Below are 21,847 nucleotides of genomic sequence, written 5' to 3' on the forward strand. Positions count from 1 at the left end.
TCTTACCTCTCAAGACGCAATGCTCTCATGGAATTTAGGATAGCCAAAACCGCTACTCCAACATCTCCAAATACTGCAAGCCACATAGAAGCAATACCAAGTGCTCCAAGTACAAGAATAAGTAGTTTAACAGCCAGAGCAAATACGATATTTTCCTTCACGATTGTGATAGTCTTGCGGGCAATCTTGATGATCTTTGAAATTTTTCTGATGTCATCATCCATGATAACGATGTCTGCAGCTTCGATTGCAGCGTCACTTCCAAGTGACCCCATGGCAATTCCTACATCTGCTCTCATGAGAACAGGAGCATCGTTGATACCATCACCCACAAATACAAGTTTATTATCATTATCCTCTGATGTGAGTAATTTTTCAACTTTTGCAACCTTGTCAGCTGGAAGAAGCTCAGATTCTACAGTATCTATGCCTATCTTAGAAGCCACATCAAGAGCAGTCTCTTTTCTGTCTCCAGTAAGCATTACTGTATTCTTTACGCCAACCTTCTTCATAAGACTGATGGCTTCCTTTGCCTCAGACTTAATGACATCTGATATAACGATCGAACCTATAAATTTCTTATCAAGAGCTACATATACTGCTGTTCCAACTTCTTTTGCCAGGTCAAAAGAGATTCCTTCATCGGACATTAACTTGGCATTACCTAAGAGAAGTTCCTTGCCTTCATAGGTTGAAACAAGACCATGACCAGCAAGTTCTTTGGAACTAGCATCTGAAAGCATATCCTTTAAGGCTGCTTCACCGAATTTTTCCTGATAAGCAGTAACTATAGATCTTGCAATAGGGTGATTAGAAACAGCTTCACCAAACGCAGCAATCTTTAAAAGCTCATCAGCTGTAACAGCATTTTCATAAGGAGTTACTGAGGTAACCTTGAATTCACCCTTTGTAAGTGTTCCTGTCTTGTCAAACACTACTGTACTTGCCTTGGATACTGCCTCGAGATAGTTACTTCCTTTAACAAGGACACCAATCTTTGATGCTGCTCCAATTCCTCCAAAGAAACCAAGAGGAACAGAAATAACAAGAGCACAAGGACAAGAAACTATTAGAAATACGCAGGCTCTTCTGATACTATCTGAAAATGCCATCTGACCAAAAAGTGGAGGAAGTACTGCAAGAAGCACTGCTCCAATAGTAACTACAGGTGTGTAGTACTTGGCAAACCGTGTGATAAAGTTCTCCATTCTGGACTTCTTATTACTTGCATTTTCAACAAGCTCTAAGATCTTGGCAACAGTAGAGTCTTCATAAACCTTGGTAGCTCTGACCTTTAGAACACCCTCACCATTTACACATCCGCTGATAACCTGGTCTCCCACTGCAACTCTTCGAGGAACTGACTCACCAGTAAGAGCTGCTGTATCTATAAAGGAATCCCCCTCTACAACCTCAGCATCTACAGGAATCTTTTCTCCTGCTCTGATAAGAAGCACGTCGCCAATACTAACTTCCTCAGGATCTACTTCTTTTACCTGTCCATCATCTGATACAATATTGGCAAACTCAGGAGCTATGCTCATCATCTCAGTAATTGACTGTCTTGACTTACCAACAGCGTAGCTCTGGAACAGCTCGCCTACCTGATAAAAGAGCATTACTGCAAGGGCTTCTGAATACTCTCTGATTCCAAAAGCTCCAAATGTAGCGATCATCATAAGGAAATTCTCATCAAAGACCTGTCCGTGGCTTATGTTGATAGCAGCCTTTCTGATAACATCATAGCCAATGATGATGTATGGGATCAGATATAAAACAAATCTTACAAGCTCAGGCATCTTATCAAAAAGCCCAGTCTTGTCACAAATAAGTAAGATAATAAATAGAGCAAGAACTATTAGTATTCTATTTCTAACTTTTTTCTGTTTCTTTGTCATAGCCATAAACCTCTAAAATAAGTTAGGCAAGTTCGATCTCGCAATCTGGCTCAACCTTTTTACAAGCCTTAACAGCTTCATCTAAAACCTTATCAAATACTTCCTCAGCAGCCTCTAAAGTAAATTTCTGAGTCATAAAGTTAACTCTGGCATTATCAACGCCACTGATCTTCTTAACTGCTTCCTCCATCTTTGCTGCACAGTTTGCACAATCAACCTCACACTTAAATGTCTTTTTCATAACTTATCCTTTCCGCCGTGATCGGCTTTAAAAATTTACTCTTCAATATGATTAAGTCCCTGATCGATAATAGTTCTGACATGATCATCTGCAAGGAAATAAACAACCTGTTTACCTTCTCGTCTGTTACCTACGAGCTTGCTCTGTTTTAAGATCTTGAGCTGATGCGATATTGCTGATTGCGTCATTTCCAATGATTCAGCTATATCACAAACGCACATTTCTGACTCAAATAAAGCAAACAATATCTTGATCCTGGTGGAATCACCAAATACTTTAAACAGCTCTGCAAGATCATATAATTCATCTTCACTTGGAAGTTCTCTATGAACCTTCAGCACAATATTGCTGTGGCAATGGTGCACGTCGCAGTGTTCAACATCATTAAGTGCCATATCTCTTACCTCCTAAGTAAATGCATATTCCAAATACAAGTTTCATTTTTTGATTTGAACATATGAATGACTGTTCATATGTTCAATATAAAACTACTCCAATTATTTGTCAACACTTTGTTTAAAAAATAATTGGAGCACTTATATTTCTTGAACTAGAACCATTATTTTATTAACTATCATTTTTGCTTCATCGGTTCCAATGATATCATCACTTCCAAATAAGTCTTCTCTAAGAGGCAATATGATTCCTCTTACGTAACACTGTGCAATAGGATTAGCACAGACCTTACAGGAATAGATGTCTTTAAGCTTTCCAGCATCCTTCCAGTCTTCATCCTTTAGTTTAAGAGCATTTTTCATAAATTCATAGCATATTCTGGCTGCCTGTCTTTTAGTTAGCTGCAATTCAAAAAGGGCATTCCCCTTTTCATCAATGATCTCAGTAAGATAGAAACCTATATCATCGGTTGAAAGGGTTTGCCCTGTTAACTTTTCATATTTACTTATAAGCTCATAAGTAAAATCTTTAGAATTCATACTTTTGCTCAAAAGCCTTTAATCTACTGGAGTTAAGATAAACGTCCTGTTGTCGCAGGCTTTGAGACCTTTGACCATCAAAACATCCTTATCATTTAAGACTTCTTCCTTGGTATATACATCTTTTACCATGTACTTCTGAAATCCCTTAGGATTAAAGTCATGCAATGTAACTGCATATTCCTCATTATTGTCCATAAGACTAAGGTTAATGAAGCTGATGGCAAGTCTGCCGTCAGATAAGTTCTTTTTAAGGATATCGACTCTGTCAATGTCTCTGATGTATTCCCTTGATGGATCATCCTTAGCAAGGCTTGAATATACACGTTTAGCCTGAACTCCAAGTTTGTCCTGATTTATTGCTATAAGGTCTTTATTAGCAATTATATTATAGATCTCATCGCCTTTACTTACTCTTCTAAGGTCAACTCCCAGCATAAGTGGTGAATTCATCATACACCACATAGCCATGTGAGTCTTATTCTGAGTTTCAGTAAGGCCATCCATGCCGATCATCAGCATATCGGGGTCATTCCAGCCCTTATCAAGGCCTGAAAACTCATCCATGATAACCGCCTTATTGTACTGAGTTGTAACACTAGTAGTATAGTCCTCTATCCATGCGCCATGACCAGGATCTCCGTCGCTTCCAACTCTAAAGGTAATATCATTAAGGATTCTCCATGAGTCACAAACTTTATAGCCCCAGTTATGTGGCTGAGTCTTGCCCCATTCGCAGGCCGAGTAATAAATATCCTTGTCAGGATCAAGTTTTTTAAGCTCTTTTAAAAGTCTGGCATAGGAATTAAGAGTATTTTCCTGTCTTCTGTGGTTCATAAGCCTAAGCTTATTATTACCTCTGGATAAAGAGATCTTAATATCCTGGCTCCACTCATAGCTTCCTTCTGTCTCAGTTTCTTTTAACAGATCATCGTAAAAAAAGCTGTCCTCAACGGCAACCTGAAGCCACTGGCCAATGCCTTCTTTCTTGCCCGTAGCATATAAAACATTTAAGCTGACGATCTTTTCTGAATCTGAAAAGATATCAAATATAAGCTCGCTGCTTCTTGGGCCAACAGGACTGGCATCAGGGCCAGTACCATCGTAGGTTCCAAGAAATGTAACATGGTCATCCTCTAATCTTGCAAGATCACCAGTGATCTTACCATCAGAAGTTACCTTATACTCAAAGCCATCAACCTTAATTGCCTTGATATTAGGTGCAAATGTAAATCTGGCATTTTCAGCATTAGAAAAAGTGGCATTATCAAAAGGATAATAGCAATTATCAACCTTTAAAAAATCAACGCCCCACTCGAGATAACTCTTTGCATCTACATCTTCGTAGCCGCAGGTTCCAACCTGAGCTCCGGCGCAAAGATTTGTACCAATGTCATTGTACATGCCAAATTTAAGACCTTTATCATGAACATAGTCAGATAAAGCCTTAAAGCCAGATGGAAACTTAACTTCCTCGTTAGAAAGCCTGCCGTCTACTCTCTCTGACTTATAGCAGCCATCATCCAGGATGACATATTCATAACCAAGCTTATCAAGACCAAGTTCTACTATCTTGTCAGCCATAACCTTTGTAAGTGCCTCTGTGTTGCCACTTCCAAAAGCATTCCAGCTATTCCAGCCCATGGCAGGAAGCTTATTCTTTTGCTTGCCTGCCAGGACCTTTCCATTATCAAATTGATCAAACCTACCCTCTTCCCCGATATGATCAGGAAATAAGTTGTCGTAACCCATGCAGTAAATACCCCTTAAGTAATAATATTCAGTCTATTAGCATGTAACCTTCTTGAAGGATTTTTTACCCTTCTTAACCATGATTCCATCTGCAAAGAAGTCCTTAGCATATGTTGTCTTTACATCTGTAACTTTTTCATCATTTACAAGAACACCGCCCTGCTCTACAGCACGTCTGGCTTCGCTTCTTGTTGCGCAAAGGCCTGCAGAAACGAGAACCTGCATGATATCAACTACGCCATCTCTGAAGTCCTCTTCCTTAAGAGCAACAGATGGAACGTTTGCCATATCTCCACCGCCAGCAAAAAGAGCTCTAGCAGCATCCTGAGCCTTCTGAGCCTCTTCCTTACCATGTACAAGTGAAGTAAGTTCAAATGCAAGGATCTCCTTCTTTTCATTAATTCTTGAAGGATCCCACTTCTCCATCTCAAGGATCTCTTCGATAGGAATGAATGTAAGCATCTTGATGCACTTATCAACATCTGCATCGCCTACGTTTCTCCAGTACTGGTAGAAGTCAAATGGTGAAGTCTTGTTAGGATCAAGCCATACAGCATTACCAGCTGTCTTGCCCATCTTCTTACCCTGAGAATCTGTTAAAAGAGTAATTGTCATAGCATGAGCATCCTTACCAAGCTTTCTTCGGATAAGCTCTGTACCGCCAAGCATATTGCTCCACTGATCATCTCCACCAAACTCAAGGTTACAATTGTACTTCTGGAACATGTAATAGAAGTCGTATGACTGCATGATCATGTAGTTAAACTCAAGGAAGCTAAGTCCTTTTTCCATACGCTGCTTGTAGCACTCTGCTCTAAGCATGTTATTTACTGAGAAGCATGCACCAACCTCTCTTAAAAGCTCAATGTAGTTAAGGTTAAGAAGCCAGTCAGCGTTGTTGACCATCATAGCCTTGCCTTCACCAAAATCAATGAATTTCTCCATCTGCTTCTTGAAGCACTCTGCGTTGTGATCAATATCTTCTCTTGTAAGCATCTTTCTCATATCAGTTCTGCCTGAAGGATCACCGATCATAGTTGTACCACCGCCAATAAGTGCGATTGGCTTGTTACCAGCTTCCTGAAGTCTCTTCATAAGTGTAAGTGCCATGAAGTGACCAGCTGTAAGTGAATCAGCTGTACAGTCAAATCCAATGTAGAATGTAGCCTTTCCCTCATTTACAAGGTCTCTTATCTGTTCTTCATCAGTTACCTGTGCGATAAGTCCTCTTGCCTTAAGTTCCTCGAAAATCTTCATATCTGTCTCCTTTTTCTATTCACGGTGCGAAGGAATAAAAAAATCCTCCGCAACCAATCTGATTGCGAAGGACGAAAAACTCCGTGTTACCACCTTCATTCACATACAGCTCACGCCATATGCCTCAATAAGTACGATCTTAAAACTAAAAAAGACGATACTCTCCTGATATAACGGTCAGTCCCCGTCAGAAACTACTGCAATTTCGCCTCTGCTGCTCACGGAGGTATTCATCATCACTCTTAACTAAAGCTTCTCACCAACCAGCTATTCTCTGTTGTCAGGCTGTGACAATTACTTATTCCGATCAATGCCTTTTCTTTTATATTTATAGCCTATTCTAAGATTCTATGGAAATTATGTCAAGTTTTTGTAAATATAAATTTTGAAATTTGTTAAAACCATGTACACATTTTCGACACAATATTTTCAGAAAATAATAAAGGCAATTTTCAAGGAGGAAATAAAATGTTTACAACAAGTCTTTATACGCTACAAAAAAACAACCCAAGTACATTTGCAGTTATGATGACAAAGCGTCAACGTAGAAAGTTAAGCGAATACTTAAAGAATCTTCAAACTGACTTTGACATTGACAAAAGTAACAATCAGTATAGTACTCTTACAAACAAATTAGAAAATGGCTACATGTCATACAATGACAACGAATTAAAACTCATGAGAGCTGCTATTACTTGGAACAGGTTCTACGCACCACTTTCATTTTTACTTCAAAAGTACATGTTACGTACCGTAAATAGATAAAACTTCCCTCTTTTGGGAAGTTTTTTCTTTTACAAAAAAGCTATTGAAAAATAAATCATACTAAAGTATTATGATGCTAGAAAATAAAAAACAAACGCAGAGTAGAGACATAAGCGTTAAGTGCCTTTTGAACAGGGAGTTGTCATTAGGACGAAGGTTTATCCGCGGTTTACGTCTCGCATCCCGCTGCTACATCGTTTGAATATCTTTTTTATCCTCCGATGTGGTAAAGGAAAAACTGCAAAGGAGGTATTATTATGAATGAATTTCTTGATTCTAGCACTAACTCCAATTTTTTTAGCAAAGAAAGATTAAGTCCAAAAACCATGAATCAGCTTACTAATACCAGAGTTATGGTATTTTGCGGAGTCATTGGAGCAATTGCTGTTGTCCTAAGTTCAGTTGCAACCATTAAGATCGGTGACTTCTTAAGGATTGGTTTTTCAAGTATTCCAAACCAAATTGTTGCTTTTCTGTTTGGACCCTGGATTGGAATGATCTTTGGAGGAGCCATGGATATAGTAAAGTTCATGGTTCACCCAGACGGACAGTTTAACTTTTTGTTCACTTTAGTTCCAATGGTAAGTGGTCTTATATACGGATTCTTCCTCTACAAGAGACCGATCAATATCTGGAATATCTTTTTTGCTGAGCTACTCGTTAAGATCATCTGCAACCTTGGAATGAACACTTACTTTATCATGCTCACAACAGGAAATGCCTTTAAGGCTATCATGCTTCCAAGAATAATCACCAATGCAGGTAAGCTTCCATGCGACGTTGCTATAATGCTGATTCTCTTACCTATAATCAACAAGATCCTAAGACCTGAGTTTGAATCCGGTAGAAAACCACATGGGAACGTAGTCTGCAAGCCGAAGAAAAACTAATGATCTTCAAAATATAGTAAAGAAAAAACAGCTTCCTCACCAATCGAGGGAGCTGTTTTCTGTTCTCTTATCTCTTTCCATCAGATTTCTTAAAGCATCTTCTGGTTTTTTTCCCTTAAATAATATCTCATTTACTTCAGATACTATAGGCATTTCAACTTCGTATTTTTCAGCAAGTTTAAGTGCAGCTTTAGCACTATATACGCCTTCTACAACCATCTTAACTTCATCCATGGCTTCTTGATAGGATTTGCCTTGTCCGATGAGGATTCCAGCTCTTCTATTTCTGGAATGCATAGATGCACAGGTAACTATAAGATCACCTATTCCTGAAAGCCCACTAAAGGTCTCAAGTTTGCCGCCCATTGCCATTCCAAGTCTGGACATTTCAGCAATACCTCTTGTAATAAGAGCTGCCTTAGCGTTATCTCCACATCCAAGGCCATCAGCCATTCCTGCGGCAAGAGCAATAACATTCTTTAAAGCTGCACCAATCTCAATACCAAGCATATCAGGACTAGTATAAACTCTAAAAACGTTATTCATAAATACGTTTTGTACGTATCTTGCAATATCTTTATCAAAGGCTCCAATAACTATAGTTGTTGGCATCTTACGACCAACCTCCTCAGCATGGGAAGGGCCTGATAATACGCAAACATTGCTTCCTGGTATCTCATCAAGAATTACATCAGACATAAGCATCATAGTATCTTCTTCGATACCCTTTGAACAGTTGACAATGATCTGCTGACATTCCTCAGTAGGATTGATATATGGAGCAATAAGCCTTGCTGTCTCTCTCATATGGGCAGAAGGAATAACAAGAACGATAATATCCTTGCCCTCAACTGCCTCCTGAATCTTTGAGGTATAGATCACATCATCTGGGAGCTTAACTCCTGGAAGCTTATCTTCATTGCCATGATAACTCTTTAGTTTTTCAACAGATGAATCGCTTCTGGACCAGATTGTAACCTTATGTCCATTATTGGTAAGAAGGAAAGCAAGAGCAATTCCCCAGCTTCCTGCACCAATTATACCGATGTTTTTACTCACAATTTTCCCTCATTTAGTCAATCTTGTTCTTTTTGAACAAATATGTTTTTCTTTCATTTCCAGATAAAAGCTTCTGGATATTGGTTCTATGCTGATAAAAAGCAAGAACTGTCATAAGGAATGCAACAACATACATCTCAATCCTAACGCCCTGAGGCATTACATTGATAGCCATATTGCAGATTCCTGTCTGGCCTTCGACAATAAGCTGGATAAAAAAGCATGTATAAAGGCACAGACTTCCAAGTGATACGTAATGTGTAATATTGAATGGAACAAGGAAAGCAAGAAGACCTACTAAAACAAAAGGAGTTCCTGTTGCAATAATATAGCCTGAAGTAACTGCTATTCCTTTACCACCTTTAAATTTAAGGAAAAATGGGAAATCATGTCCAAGTACGCATCCAGCTGCTGTATAGATCTTAAGGAAGTAATTGTAGCTTGCATATACTTCACTTCCAAAAATCTGCTTAAATACAAATCCTGTAAGGAATATAGCGAGAATGCACTTGATCATATCTCCAAAAAGGACTATAAAACCAGCCTTAGTTCCAAGTACTCTCAAAGTATTGGTTGTACCTGCATTACCACTTCCAACCTTGCGGATATCTACTCCTTTAAGTCTTCCATACAAAACTGCAGTCTGGAACATACCAAATGCGTATCCAACAACAAGGCAAAATACTCTAACCCCAAACAAACTCAAGCTGTTCATTTCTTTATTTTTCCTCTTTTCTCTCTCTGATAATGAATCTTAGAGGAGTTCCCTTGAAACCAAAGGCTTCTCTTATCTGATTTTCGATATATCTGGTGTAGCTAAAATGCATAAGCTTCTTGTCATTGACAAATATTACAAATGTAGGAGGCTTAACAGATGCCTGAGTAATGTAATACAGCTTAAGTATCTTACCCTTGTCACTAGGTGGCTGTTGCATTACAACTGCCTGTGTCATAATCTCATTAAGTACACCTGTAGAAACTCTAAGGGCATGATTCTCGCTTACCATATCGATCATATCATAGAGCTTAACAAGTCTCTGACCTGTTTCTGCTGAAATAAAGATGATCTCGGCATAATTCATAAATGCAAGAGTATTTCTAATATCCTTTGTAAATTCTTTTACAGAATGATTATCCTTCTCAATAAGATCCCACTTATTAACAGCGATGATAACAGCTTTACCGCTTTCATGTGCAATACCAGCGATCTTTGCATCCTGTTCTGTAACGCCCTCTTCAGCGTTGATAACAAGAATTGCTATATCAGCTCTTTCTACAGCACCTACAGTTCTAACGATCATGTAATGCTCAAGCTCATCTTTGATCTTGTTCTTTCTGCGAAGACCAGCTGTATCAATAAATGTATACTTTTTGCCATTGTACTTAACTTCTGTATCAATGGCATCACGTGTGGTTCCTGCAATATCAGATACAATAAGTCTGTTCTCACCAATAAGCTTATTGATAATAGATGATTTTCCTACGTTTGGCTTACCGATGATAGCTATCTTAGTGGTGTCATCCTCCGTATCATTCACAGAATCTTTTACAAAATGGCTTACAACCTCTTCTAAAAGATCACCGATACCCTGCTTGTTGATAGCAGATATCGGGAATGGCTCACCGATACCAAGATTATAGAACTCGTAAACATCAAGGCTGTCTCTATTAAAATTATCGACCTTGTTGACGCAAAGAACTATTGGCTTACCTGACTTACGGAGCATGTCTGCAACCTTTGAGTCAGAGTCAGTAAGTCCCTGTTTGACATCCACCATAAAGATAATGACATCAGCTGTATCAATAGCGATCTGTGCCTGTTCTCTCATCTGAGACAGAATGACATCCTTTGAATCAGGCTCGATACCGCCTGTGTCAATAAGTGTAAAGTTATGATTAAGCCATTCTACATCCTGATAGATCCTGTCTCTTGTTACGCCAGGAGTATCCTGAACAATAGCAATCCTGCTACCAGCAAGAGCGTTAAATAAAGTAGATTTACCAACGTTTGGCCTTCCTACTACTGCAACAATATTTTTTCTACTCATTTCTTATCCTTTATATAATTCATCTTCAGGAATATCCAAAAGAAGTGATACAAGATTGTGTCCATCACACTTTGATATTCCTACATTAGTATCAAGAGCCTTTTCTATGTCTCCGATCCTCACATCATCTAATAGATAGTCTTCACCACTTCTAAGAAGATTCTCAGGGAGATATAGTGTGCTACCAAGTTCCCTGCCTTTAAGCTGTTTGATGATATCCTGTCCAGTTAAAAGTCCGGAAACTGTGATTCTCTCGCCAAAAAACTCATTTATTATCTCATAAACATGTACCTTAAGTCCAGTTGAAACTTTCATAGCCTTTTCAACCAGCTCTTTTATACAAGGATAAACAAGTCTTCCTGTAGCAAGCGAAATCTCTCTTTCAAGTCCAGCAATGTGATCTCCATGCTCAGAAACAGCAACCTCAAGGGCTTCATCAAACTCATCCATTAAAAGTCTCACCATTCCAACGCCGTTTTCAAGCTGAATGTAACCGTCGTACCTATCAGCCTCTGGAAAAGGCCTGCCAGCTAGGAAATACCATTCATCACTGGCATGAATAAAGTGGATACCATGTTCATCATAGATCTTGCGTTGCCAGCTCTCTATCAGATCAATAACTTCTGCAGCGTCCTTGGAATCAAACGGTTCAAGAGGATACAGTCCATCTCTATACTTGGAAAGACCTACTGGAACAACAGACACACTCTGAAGATTAGGAATATACTTGGACATATCCCTTATTGATCTCTCAAGCTCAGCACCATCATTGACTCCCTTACATAAAACAATCTGCCCATTAAGCTCAATACCAGACCCGGGTGCACAAAGTCTGTCTACTTTCTTGAGAGCTTCACCTGCAAATCTGTTCCCCAGCATCTTGCATCGAAGTTCCGGATTAGTCGTTTGAAAAGACACATTGATAGGGGATAAATGATATTTAAGTATCCTGTCTATATCTGCGTCAGACATATTCGTAAGTGTTACATAATTTCCCTGCAAAAAAGAAAGTCTTGAATCATCATCTTTAAAATATAATGTATCTCGCATACCTTTTGGCATTTGATCTATGAAGCAAAAGATACAATTATTGGAGCAACGTCTGTAGTTGTCCATAAGACCATTTTCAAATTCAATACCAAGGTCTTCGTAATAATCCTTGTCTATATCAAGAAGCCACTCTTCACCATTTTGTTTGAGAATCAAAACATCAAGATGTTCGTCCTGAACAAGATACTGATAATCAAAAATATCTGTGATCTCCTGATCATTTATCTTAAGGAGTTTGTCTCCCGGTTCTATATTTAATTCTTCTGCAATACTGTTCTCATCTATTCTACTTATAAGATGACCTTTTTCTTTTGGCATAAAAATTTCCTTTATCTTTAAATACTTCGTCACAATATTATACATTTTTTTTATTGACGTGTCAGCATTCATGATGGTAAAACAATAAATGTAGAATTATGTTCTTTTATAAATGCAAAAAAGGAAGGGATTATTATGCCAGATTTTCACAAGCTGGAAGGTACTATTCCAGTTGCCCCACTTAGTCTTATTGTTATGGAGTCTGCCAAGGAACTTGGAGACAGTGTAGACCGCTATATTTCAGAGTTCAGACACGACTTATATAAAATGCCGGAAAATGATCCCGCTTTTCACGGATATGTAAAAAGCACTTATCAGACAGCTTACAGCCTTGACAGATTTGGAAGCGGCGAAGCTAAATGTACAATCAATGAAAGCGTTCGCGGAAGTGACGTCTATATTCTCACAGATGTATGTAACTATAGCATTACATACAAAATGTACAACTATATCAATCACAAGTCTCCTGACGATCATTACCAGGATCTTAAGAGAGTCATTGGTGCAATCACAGGTAAAGCAAAAAGAATAAATGTTATCATGCCTTTCCTTTATGAAGGCCGTCAGCACAAGAGAAACGGAATGGAGTCTCTTGATGCAGCTCAGATGTTTAAAGAGCTTCATGACATGGGTATTTCAAACTTCATTACATTTGATGCTCATGATCCTAGAATCTCAAACGCTAAGCCACTTGGTGGATTTGATAACTTCCTTGCTTCATATCAGTTTATGAAGGCTCTTTTATCTCATATTGATGACCTTGTTGTAGACAAGGACCATCTTACTGTTATCAGCCCTGATGAAGGCGCTTTGGATAGAGCCGTTTACTTTGCAAACGTAATCGGTGCTGACACAGGTATGTTCTACAAAAGACGTGACTATGCTCACGTAGTTAACGGAACAAACCCTATTGTTGCTCACGAATTCCTTGGTTCTGATATTTCAGGTCGTGACGTTATCGTAATCGATGACATGATCTCATCAGGATCAAGTATGATAGATACAGCCAAGCAGCTCAAGAACATGGGTGCTAAGCGAGTATTTATCTGCACAACCTTTGGTCTTTTCACAGATGGTATGCATAAATTTGATGAAGGTTACAAGAATGGCTACTTCGACGCAGTCATCACTACTAACCTTACATACATGAATGAAGAGATCACTTCAAGAGAATATGTATTCATCGCTGATATGGGTAAATTTCTTGCAACTATCATTGATTTCCTTAATCACGATGCTTCAATGTCAACAGTTAACATGCCAACAGACAAGATTCACGAGATCGTTGGTAAGTACAACTCAGGATGCAAGACTCCTGAAGAGTTATTTGAATAATCTTTTACAAAATAAAACGAGGCTTTTATAGCCTCGTTTTTTTAATATATGTATTTTGCAACAAAGCTTTATTCGATCACTTCAAAAGTAAGTATTGCCTTGAAAAGATCTCCATCAAGCTTGATATCAAACTTACCACCCTGAGATATTGTAAGATTCTTGGCAATAGAAAGACCAAGTCCGCTTCCTTCTGTAGTTCTGGACTCATCTCCTCTAATAAATCTCTCTGTAAGCTCTCCTTCATCTACATTGAGCTCATTAGCTGAAATATTCTTGATTGAAAATACCACGTATTTCTTGTTATTTTCTTCTTTGATACGCATATCCATGTAGACTCTTGTGCCAGGAAGTGCATATTTGCATACATTATTGATGAGGTTCTCAACAACTCTCCAGAGATGTCTTGCATCTGCCATGATAATAATTGATGGCTTTTCTGCTTTAAATACAGGAGTAAGTTTGCTGGCTTCAAGTTTTTCAAAGAATTCACCAATAGTCTGATTAACAAGCTCTACAAAATCGATTTTATCAAGCTGAATACTGATATTACCTGAGCTTATCTTTGAAGCTTCAACAAGGTCTTCTGTTAACTGCTTGAGTTTTTGAGATTTAGCCTCAAGAACTGCAACATACTCTTTTACTCTTGCATTATCGATATCTTCTCTCTTAATAAGATCAACATAATTGATGATAGATGTAAGAGGAGTCTTAATATCGTGGGATACATTAGTAATAAGGTCAGCCTTTAGCTTTTCATCCTTCATACTGGTATCCACAGCTCTATCTATGCCTTCACCAATTGTATTAACAGCTTCAGCAAGACTTATATTATCTGCGTGGAGATTATCAATCTTAACCTTTGCTTTAACGTCGCCATTTTGAATATTCTCTATTACATGTATGATCTTGTCTCTATCAAGGTTTTGCCTGTAAAGATACACTCCAACCAATACATCAAAAATAACTGCCAGCACAATTCCGGCGAGTCCAATATTAAAAAGAAGTGTGTTAAGAACCACAAAGCCAACATAAGGGATCCAGGTTCTGATGATAACGTTAGCATTATCAGTTGTTGAAAGGATAAGCTTTTTGGCCTTTATGATCACCTGTCTTGTAAATGAATCCTTCCACAGGGTCTTTTCCTTGTACTTCTTAAAAAGTCCATAAACAAGGTACAACAGACCGATATCAAAGACAAATGCTCCCATGGCAGCATACACAGGAAAATGTGCTATCTGAAGAAGCTTACCATAGCTGATATCCATAATAAGGCTCGTAATAACAAACGCCGCAAAAGGAATCAGAATGATACCTAAGCCTATCCCAATGATCGCACCTGTGTATATAGTTTTTTTGCGCTCTTCATCAGCACCATTATTACTAGCTTTTAGTCTGATCAAGAGAATAAAGAGATATACTACTGCAGCAACAAAGCTAAGGATATAAAGCTGCGTTCTGTAAGGCATATATTTTGAAAAGCTTATCTTTCCTTGAGTAAAGCCATCAATGCATGGATAATCATTGGTATCAACAGCAATATACACCTTGATCTGATCAGGGAAAGCATATTTGTAACTCTTTACAAGAGAACGGATTACACTCTCTTTTATAAGAGTATTGGTCTCATACTGAAGTTCATACGGGCAATAATAAATGTATTTACCATAGCCTTCGAACATACTCTTGATATCGATTCCTGTAGTCTCTTTTGAGAGCTCTTCAACATTGGTATAGGTCTCAGTCTTACCGTTTATGGTTCTTGATACAAAATATCTAACATTACTGTTCTGATAGCTATAATAAGAAACCAGCTTGCCGTAATCCTCGAAATTATTAGTAAGTGTAAGAGCCGCCTCTTCTACATAAGAACAAAGGAGATTGTACTCCTCCCAGTTAGATACAAGGTCCTCAACATTCTTGCCATCAACTGTCTCGTATCTTGAAACAAGGATGTTGTGTTTGCCTCCTTCAGGCTGTGTACTGCTTGTAATAGTAAAGGTCATGCTATTATCTTCAAGCTGGGAACTAAGATAAGAATTCATGCCACCAGATACAATATTGTTCTTTAGATGTGTATAAGTAGTTGACTTACTAAGGAATTTAGCACTTTCTTCACCAGTAAAATCACGTGTCTCATACTCAAAACCGCTCTGTCCCCATTTAAGAAGATCAGAAAGATAATAGGTAGCTGTAATATAATCTCCAGGAAGCGTCGTTCCTCTATTTACGTAGGCGGTAACATCAATCTTCTTTTTGCCATCATATTCTCCTGATGTTTCAAGCTGGCTTCGCTCTGCCACAAGCTTTAATACATCTGAGATATTGTTTCCAAGAATATTGTTAAAAAGATATGATTCTTCGTAGCCCTTAGTTCTGTCCGACTCATAAAGATTATAAGAATAATCTCCTCTAACACCTGAAATAATAATGCTTGATCCAGCAAATACATAAAAATATGTAAAAGCAATAAAAGCAGCCATGAGATGCTGTAAAAAGCTTAATAATTTAGGGTGTTTTAAATACTTCGTCATATAACTTCGTCCTCAATCTTGTACCCAACTCCCCAAACCACCTTAAGGTACTTTGGATCTTTAGGATTTATTTCTATTTTTTCTCTGATATGTCTGATATGGACTGCAATAGTATTGTCAGCACAAACTGCAGAATCTCTCCAGATCTGCTCATAAATCTGGTTGATGGAGAATACCTTTCCCTTATTTTTCACAAGGAAAGCTAAAATACTGTACTCTATAGGAGTAAGTCTGATATTCTCACCATAAACTGTAACCTCTTTTGAGTTCTCATCAACAACAAGTCCGCCAGTAGAATAAACATTTTCCTGACTCTCTCTGCTTCCAAGCTTCATGTACCTGCGAAGATTAGACTTAACCCTTGCAACAAGCTCCAGTGGGTTAAAAGGCTTTGTTATGTAGTCATCAGCGCCAATATTAAGACCAAGAATTTTGTCAGAGTCTTCTGATTTTGCAGATAAAAAGATAACTGGAACTGTGCTGAATTTTCTAAGCTCCATCACAAGATGGATACCATCAAGCACAGGCATCATAACGTCTACGATAGCAAGCTGAATACTGGCGTTTTTCAAGATCTCAAGTCCCTGTTCACCATCATAAGCCTTATAGACTCTGTAGCCTTCCTGCTGAAGATAGATTTCAATAGCATCAACTATTTCTTTATCATCGTCGCATACTAAAATATTTTCCATATAAACCTCACATATTCCTATAATCAATTAAACCATCAAAATCTTAAGATTTACCTACGAAATTTCTTAAGATTTCTTAAGAATTACAATTTATTTTTTCAGTGACAAAAATGCGCAGAGATTACCGCGCTCTTCATGATGAACCCTGTGTGAAAATAAAAGATCAGGATTGCACTTTGTGCAGATATCCGTAACCAATATATTGTCCTCTAAGACACCTGCTTGTCTAAGTGTTAGTTTAATAGCATTCCATAAAAAGAGTCTGTATTTTCCATTAGGATAAGGAACCAAAATACGTTCATCTGAAAGCTCAGCATCTGTAAAGGCTTCCAAAAACTCTTTTGCCACATCCTCACCAATCTCATAACAGTCACCACAGATTGAAGGACCGATGGCACAGATACAGTCTTTTGCATCTGTTCCATACTCTTTGTGCATTTTCTTAAGAGCAACAGCTCCGATCTTGCCCTTAGTGCCCTTCCAACCAGAATGTACCATACCGATTGCCTTATGAACTGGATCTACTATGTAAATAGGCGGGCAATCAGCGTGAAAGGTTCCAAGAATGATGCCTGGTACATTTGTAATAAGACCGTCTATATCAGTATAATCGCGAGCTTTGGCAGGTCCTTTTCCTCTGTCTTCTTCCGTTACAACCTTGATATTTGTAGTATGAGTCTGAAATGTCAGAACAAAGTCATCTAAAGTTCTGCCATGCCCCAGTGCATTAGCTACTCTTCTATAGTTTTCATCTACGTGTTCCTTGTCATCACCTCTTGTGTAGCTTAAGTTACACTCTGAGTAATAACCAGTTGAAACACCACCAAGCCTTGTGCTAAACATATGGTCCACGATACCAAGTTCTTCAATTTTTGGAAAAACAAGATATTTAAGACCATCGGATTCTCTAAGCTCCATCGTCTTGTTTTCGCCAGTTCTTTTTATATGTAAATCCATGTTCATAATCTGCCTCTACAATTCATTCTTATATTTACACACTATAGCATCTGGCTATATGAAGTCAAATGAGTCTTTGTCCCAATGAATGGAAACGCTGTCCTGTTCGCCTGAAATACTTATCACATCATATCTAATGGGAATGTCTTCAGAAAGAGAATGACAAAGAAGATAAAATAAAGAAGTTTTACAGATTTTCTTTTGTTTTGACAAACTAACGGCGGCTTCCGGGCCGCCATATTTTGCATCTTTACGATACTTAACTTCTATGAAACATAGATATTCTCCATCACCAGCTATAATATCTATTTCACCACATTTTGCCCGAAAGTTTGCATCTAATATCCGTCCGCCGTTGCTTTTAATATATTCCCGGGCAACAATTTCATACCATTTTCCTATTTCTTTACTACTCACCTGGTCTTATCCTTTGCTTTGATCTTATCCATGGGTAAACAGTCTATAAATTTGACCCAATCAATTCAGGGCTCCTTGATTTTAGCATCAGCACATGCTGTTGACAAGAGCTCTGATGCTCTCATAGTTATATTCTGATGCCTCAATGAGCTCTTTCCTTGTTGGGAATGTATTTGCAGTGCCCCACCTGTTCTCAAGGACTTCCTGAGCAATCTGCTTTTCTGTCTTTTTCATGGGAGTATTCAGCTGGATCACTCCATCAAAATCAACATCCATGTCAACATTTCCTTTGATTCCTGCAACCTTACCCTTTGAGGAATACTGCCATGCAACAGCATATCCTCTAGGCTTTAATGAGGAGCTGAAATTATAAGCTCCTTTGTCTGCGCTGGGATATCTGGCAATCCAGAAATCATAGTCTCTTGAGAGCCCTTTGCCATCAAGGACATTATAATACCAGTCCTTATTGCAATAGATTCCCACATAATAACCAGCTGCCTGAAAGATGTTTGCATATACATGGACTAACCATGTGATCTTGGCTTTTCCCACCTTCCTTAAAGCATCTGCCTCAAGGTCAAGCCAGATTCCATATTCCAACTTTCGCCCATTGAGATGTGCAAGCAGACACTTGGCATCATGGACAGGATCAGCAATGGATTTTGAGCCTATGAAAATATAGACTCCCCTCATGATGCCATTCTGGGCGCAGCCTAAATAGTTTGCCTCAAAATACTCATCTTTCCTGTGAGACTGTGCCTCATACTGGCACTTAAGTATTGCAAACCTTTTCCCATCTGCCTTAACTTTTTTCCAGTCAATATCAAGCTGATAGTGGCTGACATCAATGCCAAAGACCTCACTCATGATTTGTCCTCCCTGATGTTTCCAAGCTGATTTAATAACTGCATGATCTTGTCATATCCAATCATTGACCCTACCCAGACAACAACAATCATAAGGAAAAGGCAGATGATGTTGTTGACTGTCCAAGGGATCCCAAGGAGCATATAGGCACAGGTTGTCCCAAGACCACCAACAACAACTGCATCAACAAGCGCAATCACATTTGCAGAATAGTCCTTGTTGGCATTCTGGTATGCTTTCTTGATTGCCTCTGTGAGGAGCCCTGACACCATGGCTCCCACTGTGAATATTGAAATAAATAATGTGATAGTCATTCCAAGTCCTCCTTGTCTTTTTCTTTGAGCTTTAACCGCTTGATAAGGCAGAGCATCAAGAGCTCTCCTCCAAAGACTCCATAAAAAGCCACAATAAGTGCATCAGACAGTGAATTTTCTCTCAGAAATTGAAAGATTATAGCAATAACTGTGAAAATGATTATTGCAGAGAGGGAAAAAATCACATATTTGTCCAGAGCTGGGAGTCTTTTCTTTCTTTTCTCTCTAATCTGCTTGGTGTTCTCCATGTAAACCATCAATCCTCTTATGTGCAGAGCTTGCGCTCTGTTCAACCTTGATTATTCTTTCCTTTAGGTTTTCAACCTCTGACCTGAGCCCTTTGACCTCTGCCTTAAAGTCTGCTTTAATCTCTTTGATATCTGACTGCATGATCTCCATTTTCACAAGAATTTCTGATGTCTGTGCACCATCATTTTTTGTATCGCTTTTCAGATTCCTCCAAAGAGCTATGGCTGAAATCAAGAGCGCTATAACTGTGATTGCGTCCTTAAATTCTACTGGCATGAAATATCCTCCTTGAGCAAAGCCACATGCTTTACATTGTCCAAATTATCCAGCTCAGAGGCTGGGACATGTTGTAATAACAAAAGGAACAGACTGTCTATTATGTCAGCCTGTTCCTTTATGATCTCATTCTGTCTGTCAACAAGCTCTGGAATGTTCAATATCATCTCTCCTTTGTGACTGTTCCATCCTCATTGATAACAAAACCATCAGCCTCAATTATAGCCCTGACCGCCTCCTGTCTCTTTGCAGGTACAGTAAAGAAATTCTTTCCATCCTTTTCACAGGCTGTTGCATATACTCTATTCATAACTCACCCTCCTTAAACTTCAATCTCTTCCGCAAGCTCCATGACCGCAACCCTGAGCTCTGCCAGCTCAGATGTATTTGAGTCAGTTGCCTCTGATGTTTCTATGAGTCCGTCCCTTGTGTCAGCAATATCATCTGAGTTTGATGCAGTCTGCTCAGAGAGCTCTGTTGTGGCTGCCTCAATCTCATAATAGATTTCTTTGGGGACAAGTGCCTCATCATACTCATAATATGTTATTGTCTCTCCTGATGTGTCTGTCCTCTCAGTCTCAACAATATTCTTTCTGATATAGACATATTTCTCAGAGAGTGTGGTGTCTACCCTTGCAGGATAGATAGCTGAACCGCTATGCTGCCATTTCATACATTGACCTCCTTTTATCAAATCTGCCTATCTTTCTTTCCAGATACTGTACTGATATGTAAGGCTTTATGTTATCAAGATATCCCTTATAGGTATCTGTGGCAGATATCCAGCCAAGATATGATAACATCTGTCTGCATTCGTACACGCTGACATTTATGTCCTTAATCACTTTCTTGTATATCCGTCTGGCTTTCCTGATGGCTTTGGAATAGATTGACCGCCTTAGTGTTAGTCTGTTCCGATAGAATCGAAACCCCATGAAATCAAGAAACCTCCCTCTGTCACCATCCCTGATATAGTGGAATCTAAAGACCTGATAGTTTCCCTTAAGGACAAGTCCTAGAGTCTTAAGCTGCTCTCCAATTGCTTTTCTGATCTGATGGAGATGTCTTTTGTTGGAGTCAAAGATGACCATATCATCCATGTATCTGATATAGACCTTTGCTCCAAGCTGCTCCTTGATATAATGGTCAAGCTCAGTCAGATACCAGTTTGCAAGCCACTGTGATGTATAAAAGCCAAGTGGCAGCCCCATCTCATTCACATCAATGATCTCAAACAGGATAGCAAGGAATCTCTCATCCTTAATCTGTTTCCTTAATTTCTCTTTGACTATCTCATGTGGGACAGAGTCAAAGTATTTCTTAATATCCATCTTGAGGCAATACTTGATGTTTTTGCCCTTACTTATGTGCTTTCTTATGTACTTAGCAGCCCTGTGAGCTCCCCTGTTTGGGATTGATCCATAAGAATGCTCATACATGGGTCTTAAGAAAATTGGTTTTAATACATTGACAACCATGTGATGTATTATCTGCTCCCTGAAAGATGGGACAATTATTGTCCTTTTCTTTCTCTGGATTCCATCATATATGGTGACAGGTGTGTGAGGATCATTCTTAAAATCAATAGCCTGAGCTCTTATCCAGTCAACATATTTCTCAGGATTGTCATGCAATTCTTTAAAGCGTCTGCGCTTTAGTTTGTGCTTACAGACATTCTTTATAGCAAGTTTGATATTCTCATCAGAGATATACTGCTCATACAAATTTTTGTATGTTTTCATTTGTCTTATCCTCTATGCCATTTTCGTTTCCTACTAACAGCATCTTGCTGCGAGTTAATTTTTAGCTAGGGCTAAGGAATATATAGTGCATTTAGTTTTTGAACCGATTAAGGATAGGTAGGGCAGCCCCATTGTTCCAGTTCGCATTCGAGAAAGTGTTGTTCAGATTGACAGCACGACCACAATGGAAACTGTTGTTGCAGTTGCCACCGACATGGGCTGAGAGCATTCAACATGGGCTGGGTGTCGCACTA

General features: G+C 38.7%; 25 protein-coding genes, 1 riboswitch and 1 other annotated feature. Of the genes, 3 read left to right on the forward strand and 22 right to left on the reverse strand.

Features of this window, described 5'->3' with window-relative positions:
• Positions 1-2: 2 nt before the first annotated feature.
• The 6 genes from BUA02_RS10335 to tyrS all read right to left on the reverse strand — a co-directional run bounded on the left by BUA02_RS10335 (position 3) and on the right by tyrS (position 6,083).
• On the reverse strand, positions 3-1,898 hold the full coding sequence (locus BUA02_RS10335; protein ID WP_072703700.1) for a heavy metal translocating P-type ATPase: 1,896 nt from the start codon (positions 1,896-1,898) through the stop codon (positions 3-5).
• A 22-nt stretch (positions 1,899-1,920) separates the two neighbouring features.
• Positions 1,921-2,139, reverse strand: a complete 219-nt coding sequence (locus BUA02_RS10340) for a cation transporter (RefSeq protein ID WP_072703703.1) — start codon at positions 2,137-2,139, stop codon at positions 1,921-1,923.
• 35 nt (positions 2,140-2,174) lie between these two features.
• Positions 2,175-2,534: an ArsR/SmtB family transcription factor gene (locus BUA02_RS10345; RefSeq protein WP_072703706.1), complete on the reverse strand. Its 360-nt coding sequence runs from the start codon at positions 2,532-2,534 to the stop codon at positions 2,175-2,177.
• A 141-nt stretch (positions 2,535-2,675) separates the two neighbouring features.
• Positions 2,676-3,074 (reverse strand): hypothetical protein, encoded by a 399-nt coding sequence (locus BUA02_RS10350; protein WP_072703709.1) that lies wholly within the window; start codon positions 3,072-3,074, stop codon positions 2,676-2,678.
• Between the two features lie 18 nt (positions 3,075-3,092).
• Positions 3,093-4,826: a glycoside hydrolase family 27 protein gene (locus tag BUA02_RS10355; protein ID WP_072703712.1), complete on the reverse strand. Its 1,734-nt coding sequence runs from the start codon at positions 4,824-4,826 to the stop codon at positions 3,093-3,095.
• Between the two features lie 36 nt (positions 4,827-4,862).
• A complete protein-coding gene (gene tyrS, locus BUA02_RS10360; RefSeq protein WP_072703715.1) occupies positions 4,863-6,083 on the reverse strand; it encodes a tyrosine--tRNA ligase in 1,221 nt (406 codons plus the stop codon).
• Between the two features lie 64 nt (positions 6,084-6,147).
• Positions 6,148-6,403 (reverse strand) — a binding site (T-box leader).
• A gap of 148 nt (positions 6,404-6,551) precedes the next feature.
• Between tyrS and BUA02_RS10365 the strand changes: the two genes are divergently transcribed.
• Entirely contained in the window at positions 6,552-6,848 is a 297-nt protein-coding gene (locus tag BUA02_RS10365; RefSeq protein WP_071176019.1) for a hypothetical protein, read from the forward strand.
• Between the two features lie 95 nt (positions 6,849-6,943).
• Positions 6,944-7,039, forward strand: a riboswitch (THF riboswitch).
• A gap of 66 nt (positions 7,040-7,105) precedes the next feature.
• The gene (locus tag BUA02_RS10370) at positions 7,106-7,738 is read left to right on the forward strand and encodes a folate family ECF transporter S component (protein ID WP_083572733.1); all 633 of its coding nucleotides are present in this window, start codon (positions 7,106-7,108) and stop codon (positions 7,736-7,738) included.
• A 36-nt stretch (positions 7,739-7,774) separates the two neighbouring features.
• On the opposite strand, the gene BUA02_RS10375 is transcribed toward BUA02_RS10370, so the two are convergent.
• The 4 genes from BUA02_RS10375 to BUA02_RS10390 are packed head-to-tail and all read right to left on the reverse strand — an operon-like array spanning position 7,775 to position 12,213.
• Positions 7,775-8,797 carry an NAD(P)H-dependent glycerol-3-phosphate dehydrogenase gene (locus BUA02_RS10375; RefSeq protein ID WP_072703718.1) on the reverse strand — a complete coding sequence of 341 codons (1,023 nt, stop codon included), beginning with the start codon at positions 8,795-8,797 and terminating at the stop codon, positions 7,775-7,777.
• 13 nt (positions 8,798-8,810) lie between these two features.
• Positions 8,811-9,512, reverse strand: coding sequence for a glycerol-3-phosphate 1-O-acyltransferase PlsY (gene plsY, locus BUA02_RS10380; protein ID WP_071176016.1), 702 nt, complete (start codon positions 9,510-9,512; stop codon positions 8,811-8,813).
• Between the two features lie 4 nt (positions 9,513-9,516).
• Positions 9,517-10,845, reverse strand: a complete 1,329-nt coding sequence (der, locus tag BUA02_RS10385; RefSeq protein ID WP_071176015.1) for a ribosome biogenesis GTPase Der — start codon at positions 10,843-10,845, stop codon at positions 9,517-9,519.
• Between the two features lie 3 nt (positions 10,846-10,848).
• Positions 10,849-12,213 carry a DUF512 domain-containing protein gene (locus tag BUA02_RS10390; RefSeq protein WP_083572734.1) on the reverse strand — a complete coding sequence of 455 codons (1,365 nt, stop codon included), beginning with the start codon at positions 12,211-12,213 and terminating at the stop codon, positions 10,849-10,851.
• Positions 12,214-12,348: 135 nt separating this feature from the next.
• Between BUA02_RS10390 and BUA02_RS10395 the strand changes: the two genes are divergently transcribed.
• Entirely contained in the window at positions 12,349-13,548 is a 1,200-nt protein-coding gene (locus BUA02_RS10395) for a ribose-phosphate pyrophosphokinase (RefSeq protein WP_071176014.1), read from the forward strand.
• Between the two features lie 68 nt (positions 13,549-13,616).
• Here the strand turns inward: BUA02_RS10395 and BUA02_RS10400 are convergent, their stop codons facing one another.
• The 12 genes from BUA02_RS10400 to BUA02_RS10445 form a co-directional block, all read right to left on the reverse strand.
• Positions 13,617-16,079 (reverse strand): HAMP domain-containing sensor histidine kinase, encoded by a 2,463-nt coding sequence (locus BUA02_RS10400; RefSeq protein WP_072703721.1) that lies wholly within the window; start codon positions 16,077-16,079, stop codon positions 13,617-13,619.
• Complete coding sequence (locus BUA02_RS10405) at positions 16,076-16,771, reverse strand: response regulator transcription factor (protein WP_072703724.1); 696 nt, start codon at positions 16,769-16,771, stop codon at positions 16,076-16,078. Before BUA02_RS10405 ends, BUA02_RS10400 begins: the two co-directional genes overlap by 4 nt.
• Positions 16,772-16,861: 90 nt before the next feature.
• Positions 16,862-17,728, reverse strand: a complete 867-nt coding sequence (pgeF, locus tag BUA02_RS10410) for a peptidoglycan editing factor PgeF (protein ID WP_072704016.1) — start codon at positions 17,726-17,728, stop codon at positions 16,862-16,864.
• Between the two features lie 54 nt (positions 17,729-17,782).
• Entirely contained in the window at positions 17,783-18,145 is a 363-nt protein-coding gene (locus tag BUA02_RS10415; RefSeq protein WP_072703727.1) for a YraN family protein, read from the reverse strand.
• Positions 18,146-18,232: 87 nt separating this feature from the next.
• Positions 18,233-19,012, reverse strand: coding sequence for a GH25 family lysozyme (locus BUA02_RS10420; protein WP_072703730.1), 780 nt, complete (start codon positions 19,010-19,012; stop codon positions 18,233-18,235).
• Positions 19,009-19,326 carry a hypothetical protein gene (locus BUA02_RS10425; protein WP_072703732.1) on the reverse strand — a complete coding sequence of 106 codons (318 nt, stop codon included), beginning with the start codon at positions 19,324-19,326 and terminating at the stop codon, positions 19,009-19,011. The genes BUA02_RS10420 and BUA02_RS10425 overlap by 4 nt, the downstream gene beginning before the upstream one ends.
• Positions 19,323-19,583 carry a hypothetical protein gene (locus BUA02_RS10430; RefSeq protein ID WP_072703735.1) on the reverse strand — a complete coding sequence of 87 codons (261 nt, stop codon included), beginning with the start codon at positions 19,581-19,583 and terminating at the stop codon, positions 19,323-19,325. Before BUA02_RS10430 ends, BUA02_RS10425 begins: the two co-directional genes overlap by 4 nt.
• A complete protein-coding gene (locus BUA02_RS10435; RefSeq protein WP_072703739.1) occupies positions 19,552-19,851 on the reverse strand; it encodes a hypothetical protein in 300 nt (99 codons plus the stop codon). Before BUA02_RS10435 ends, BUA02_RS10430 begins: the two co-directional genes overlap by 32 nt.
• A complete protein-coding gene (locus BUA02_RS15905) occupies positions 19,842-20,012 on the reverse strand; it encodes a hypothetical protein (protein WP_178297651.1) in 171 nt (56 codons plus the stop codon). The genes BUA02_RS10435 and BUA02_RS15905 overlap by 10 nt, the downstream gene beginning before the upstream one ends.
• 2 nt (positions 20,013-20,014) lie before the next feature.
• Positions 20,015-20,161: a hypothetical protein gene (locus BUA02_RS15910; RefSeq protein ID WP_178297652.1), complete on the reverse strand. Its 147-nt coding sequence runs from the start codon at positions 20,159-20,161 to the stop codon at positions 20,015-20,017.
• Positions 20,162-20,173: 12 nt separating this feature from the next.
• Complete coding sequence (locus BUA02_RS10440) at positions 20,174-20,524, reverse strand: hypothetical protein (RefSeq protein WP_072703743.1); 351 nt, start codon at positions 20,522-20,524, stop codon at positions 20,174-20,176.
• Positions 20,508-21,593, reverse strand: a complete 1,086-nt coding sequence (locus BUA02_RS10445; protein ID WP_072703747.1) for a reverse transcriptase/maturase family protein — start codon at positions 21,591-21,593, stop codon at positions 20,508-20,510. The genes BUA02_RS10440 and BUA02_RS10445 overlap by 17 nt, the downstream gene beginning before the upstream one ends.
• Positions 21,594-21,847: the final 254 nt, after the last annotated feature.

Source organism: Butyrivibrio hungatei DSM 14810 (genome assembly GCF_900143205.1).
Classification (GTDB): Bacteria; Bacillota; Clostridia; order Lachnospirales; family Lachnospiraceae; genus Butyrivibrio; species Butyrivibrio hungatei.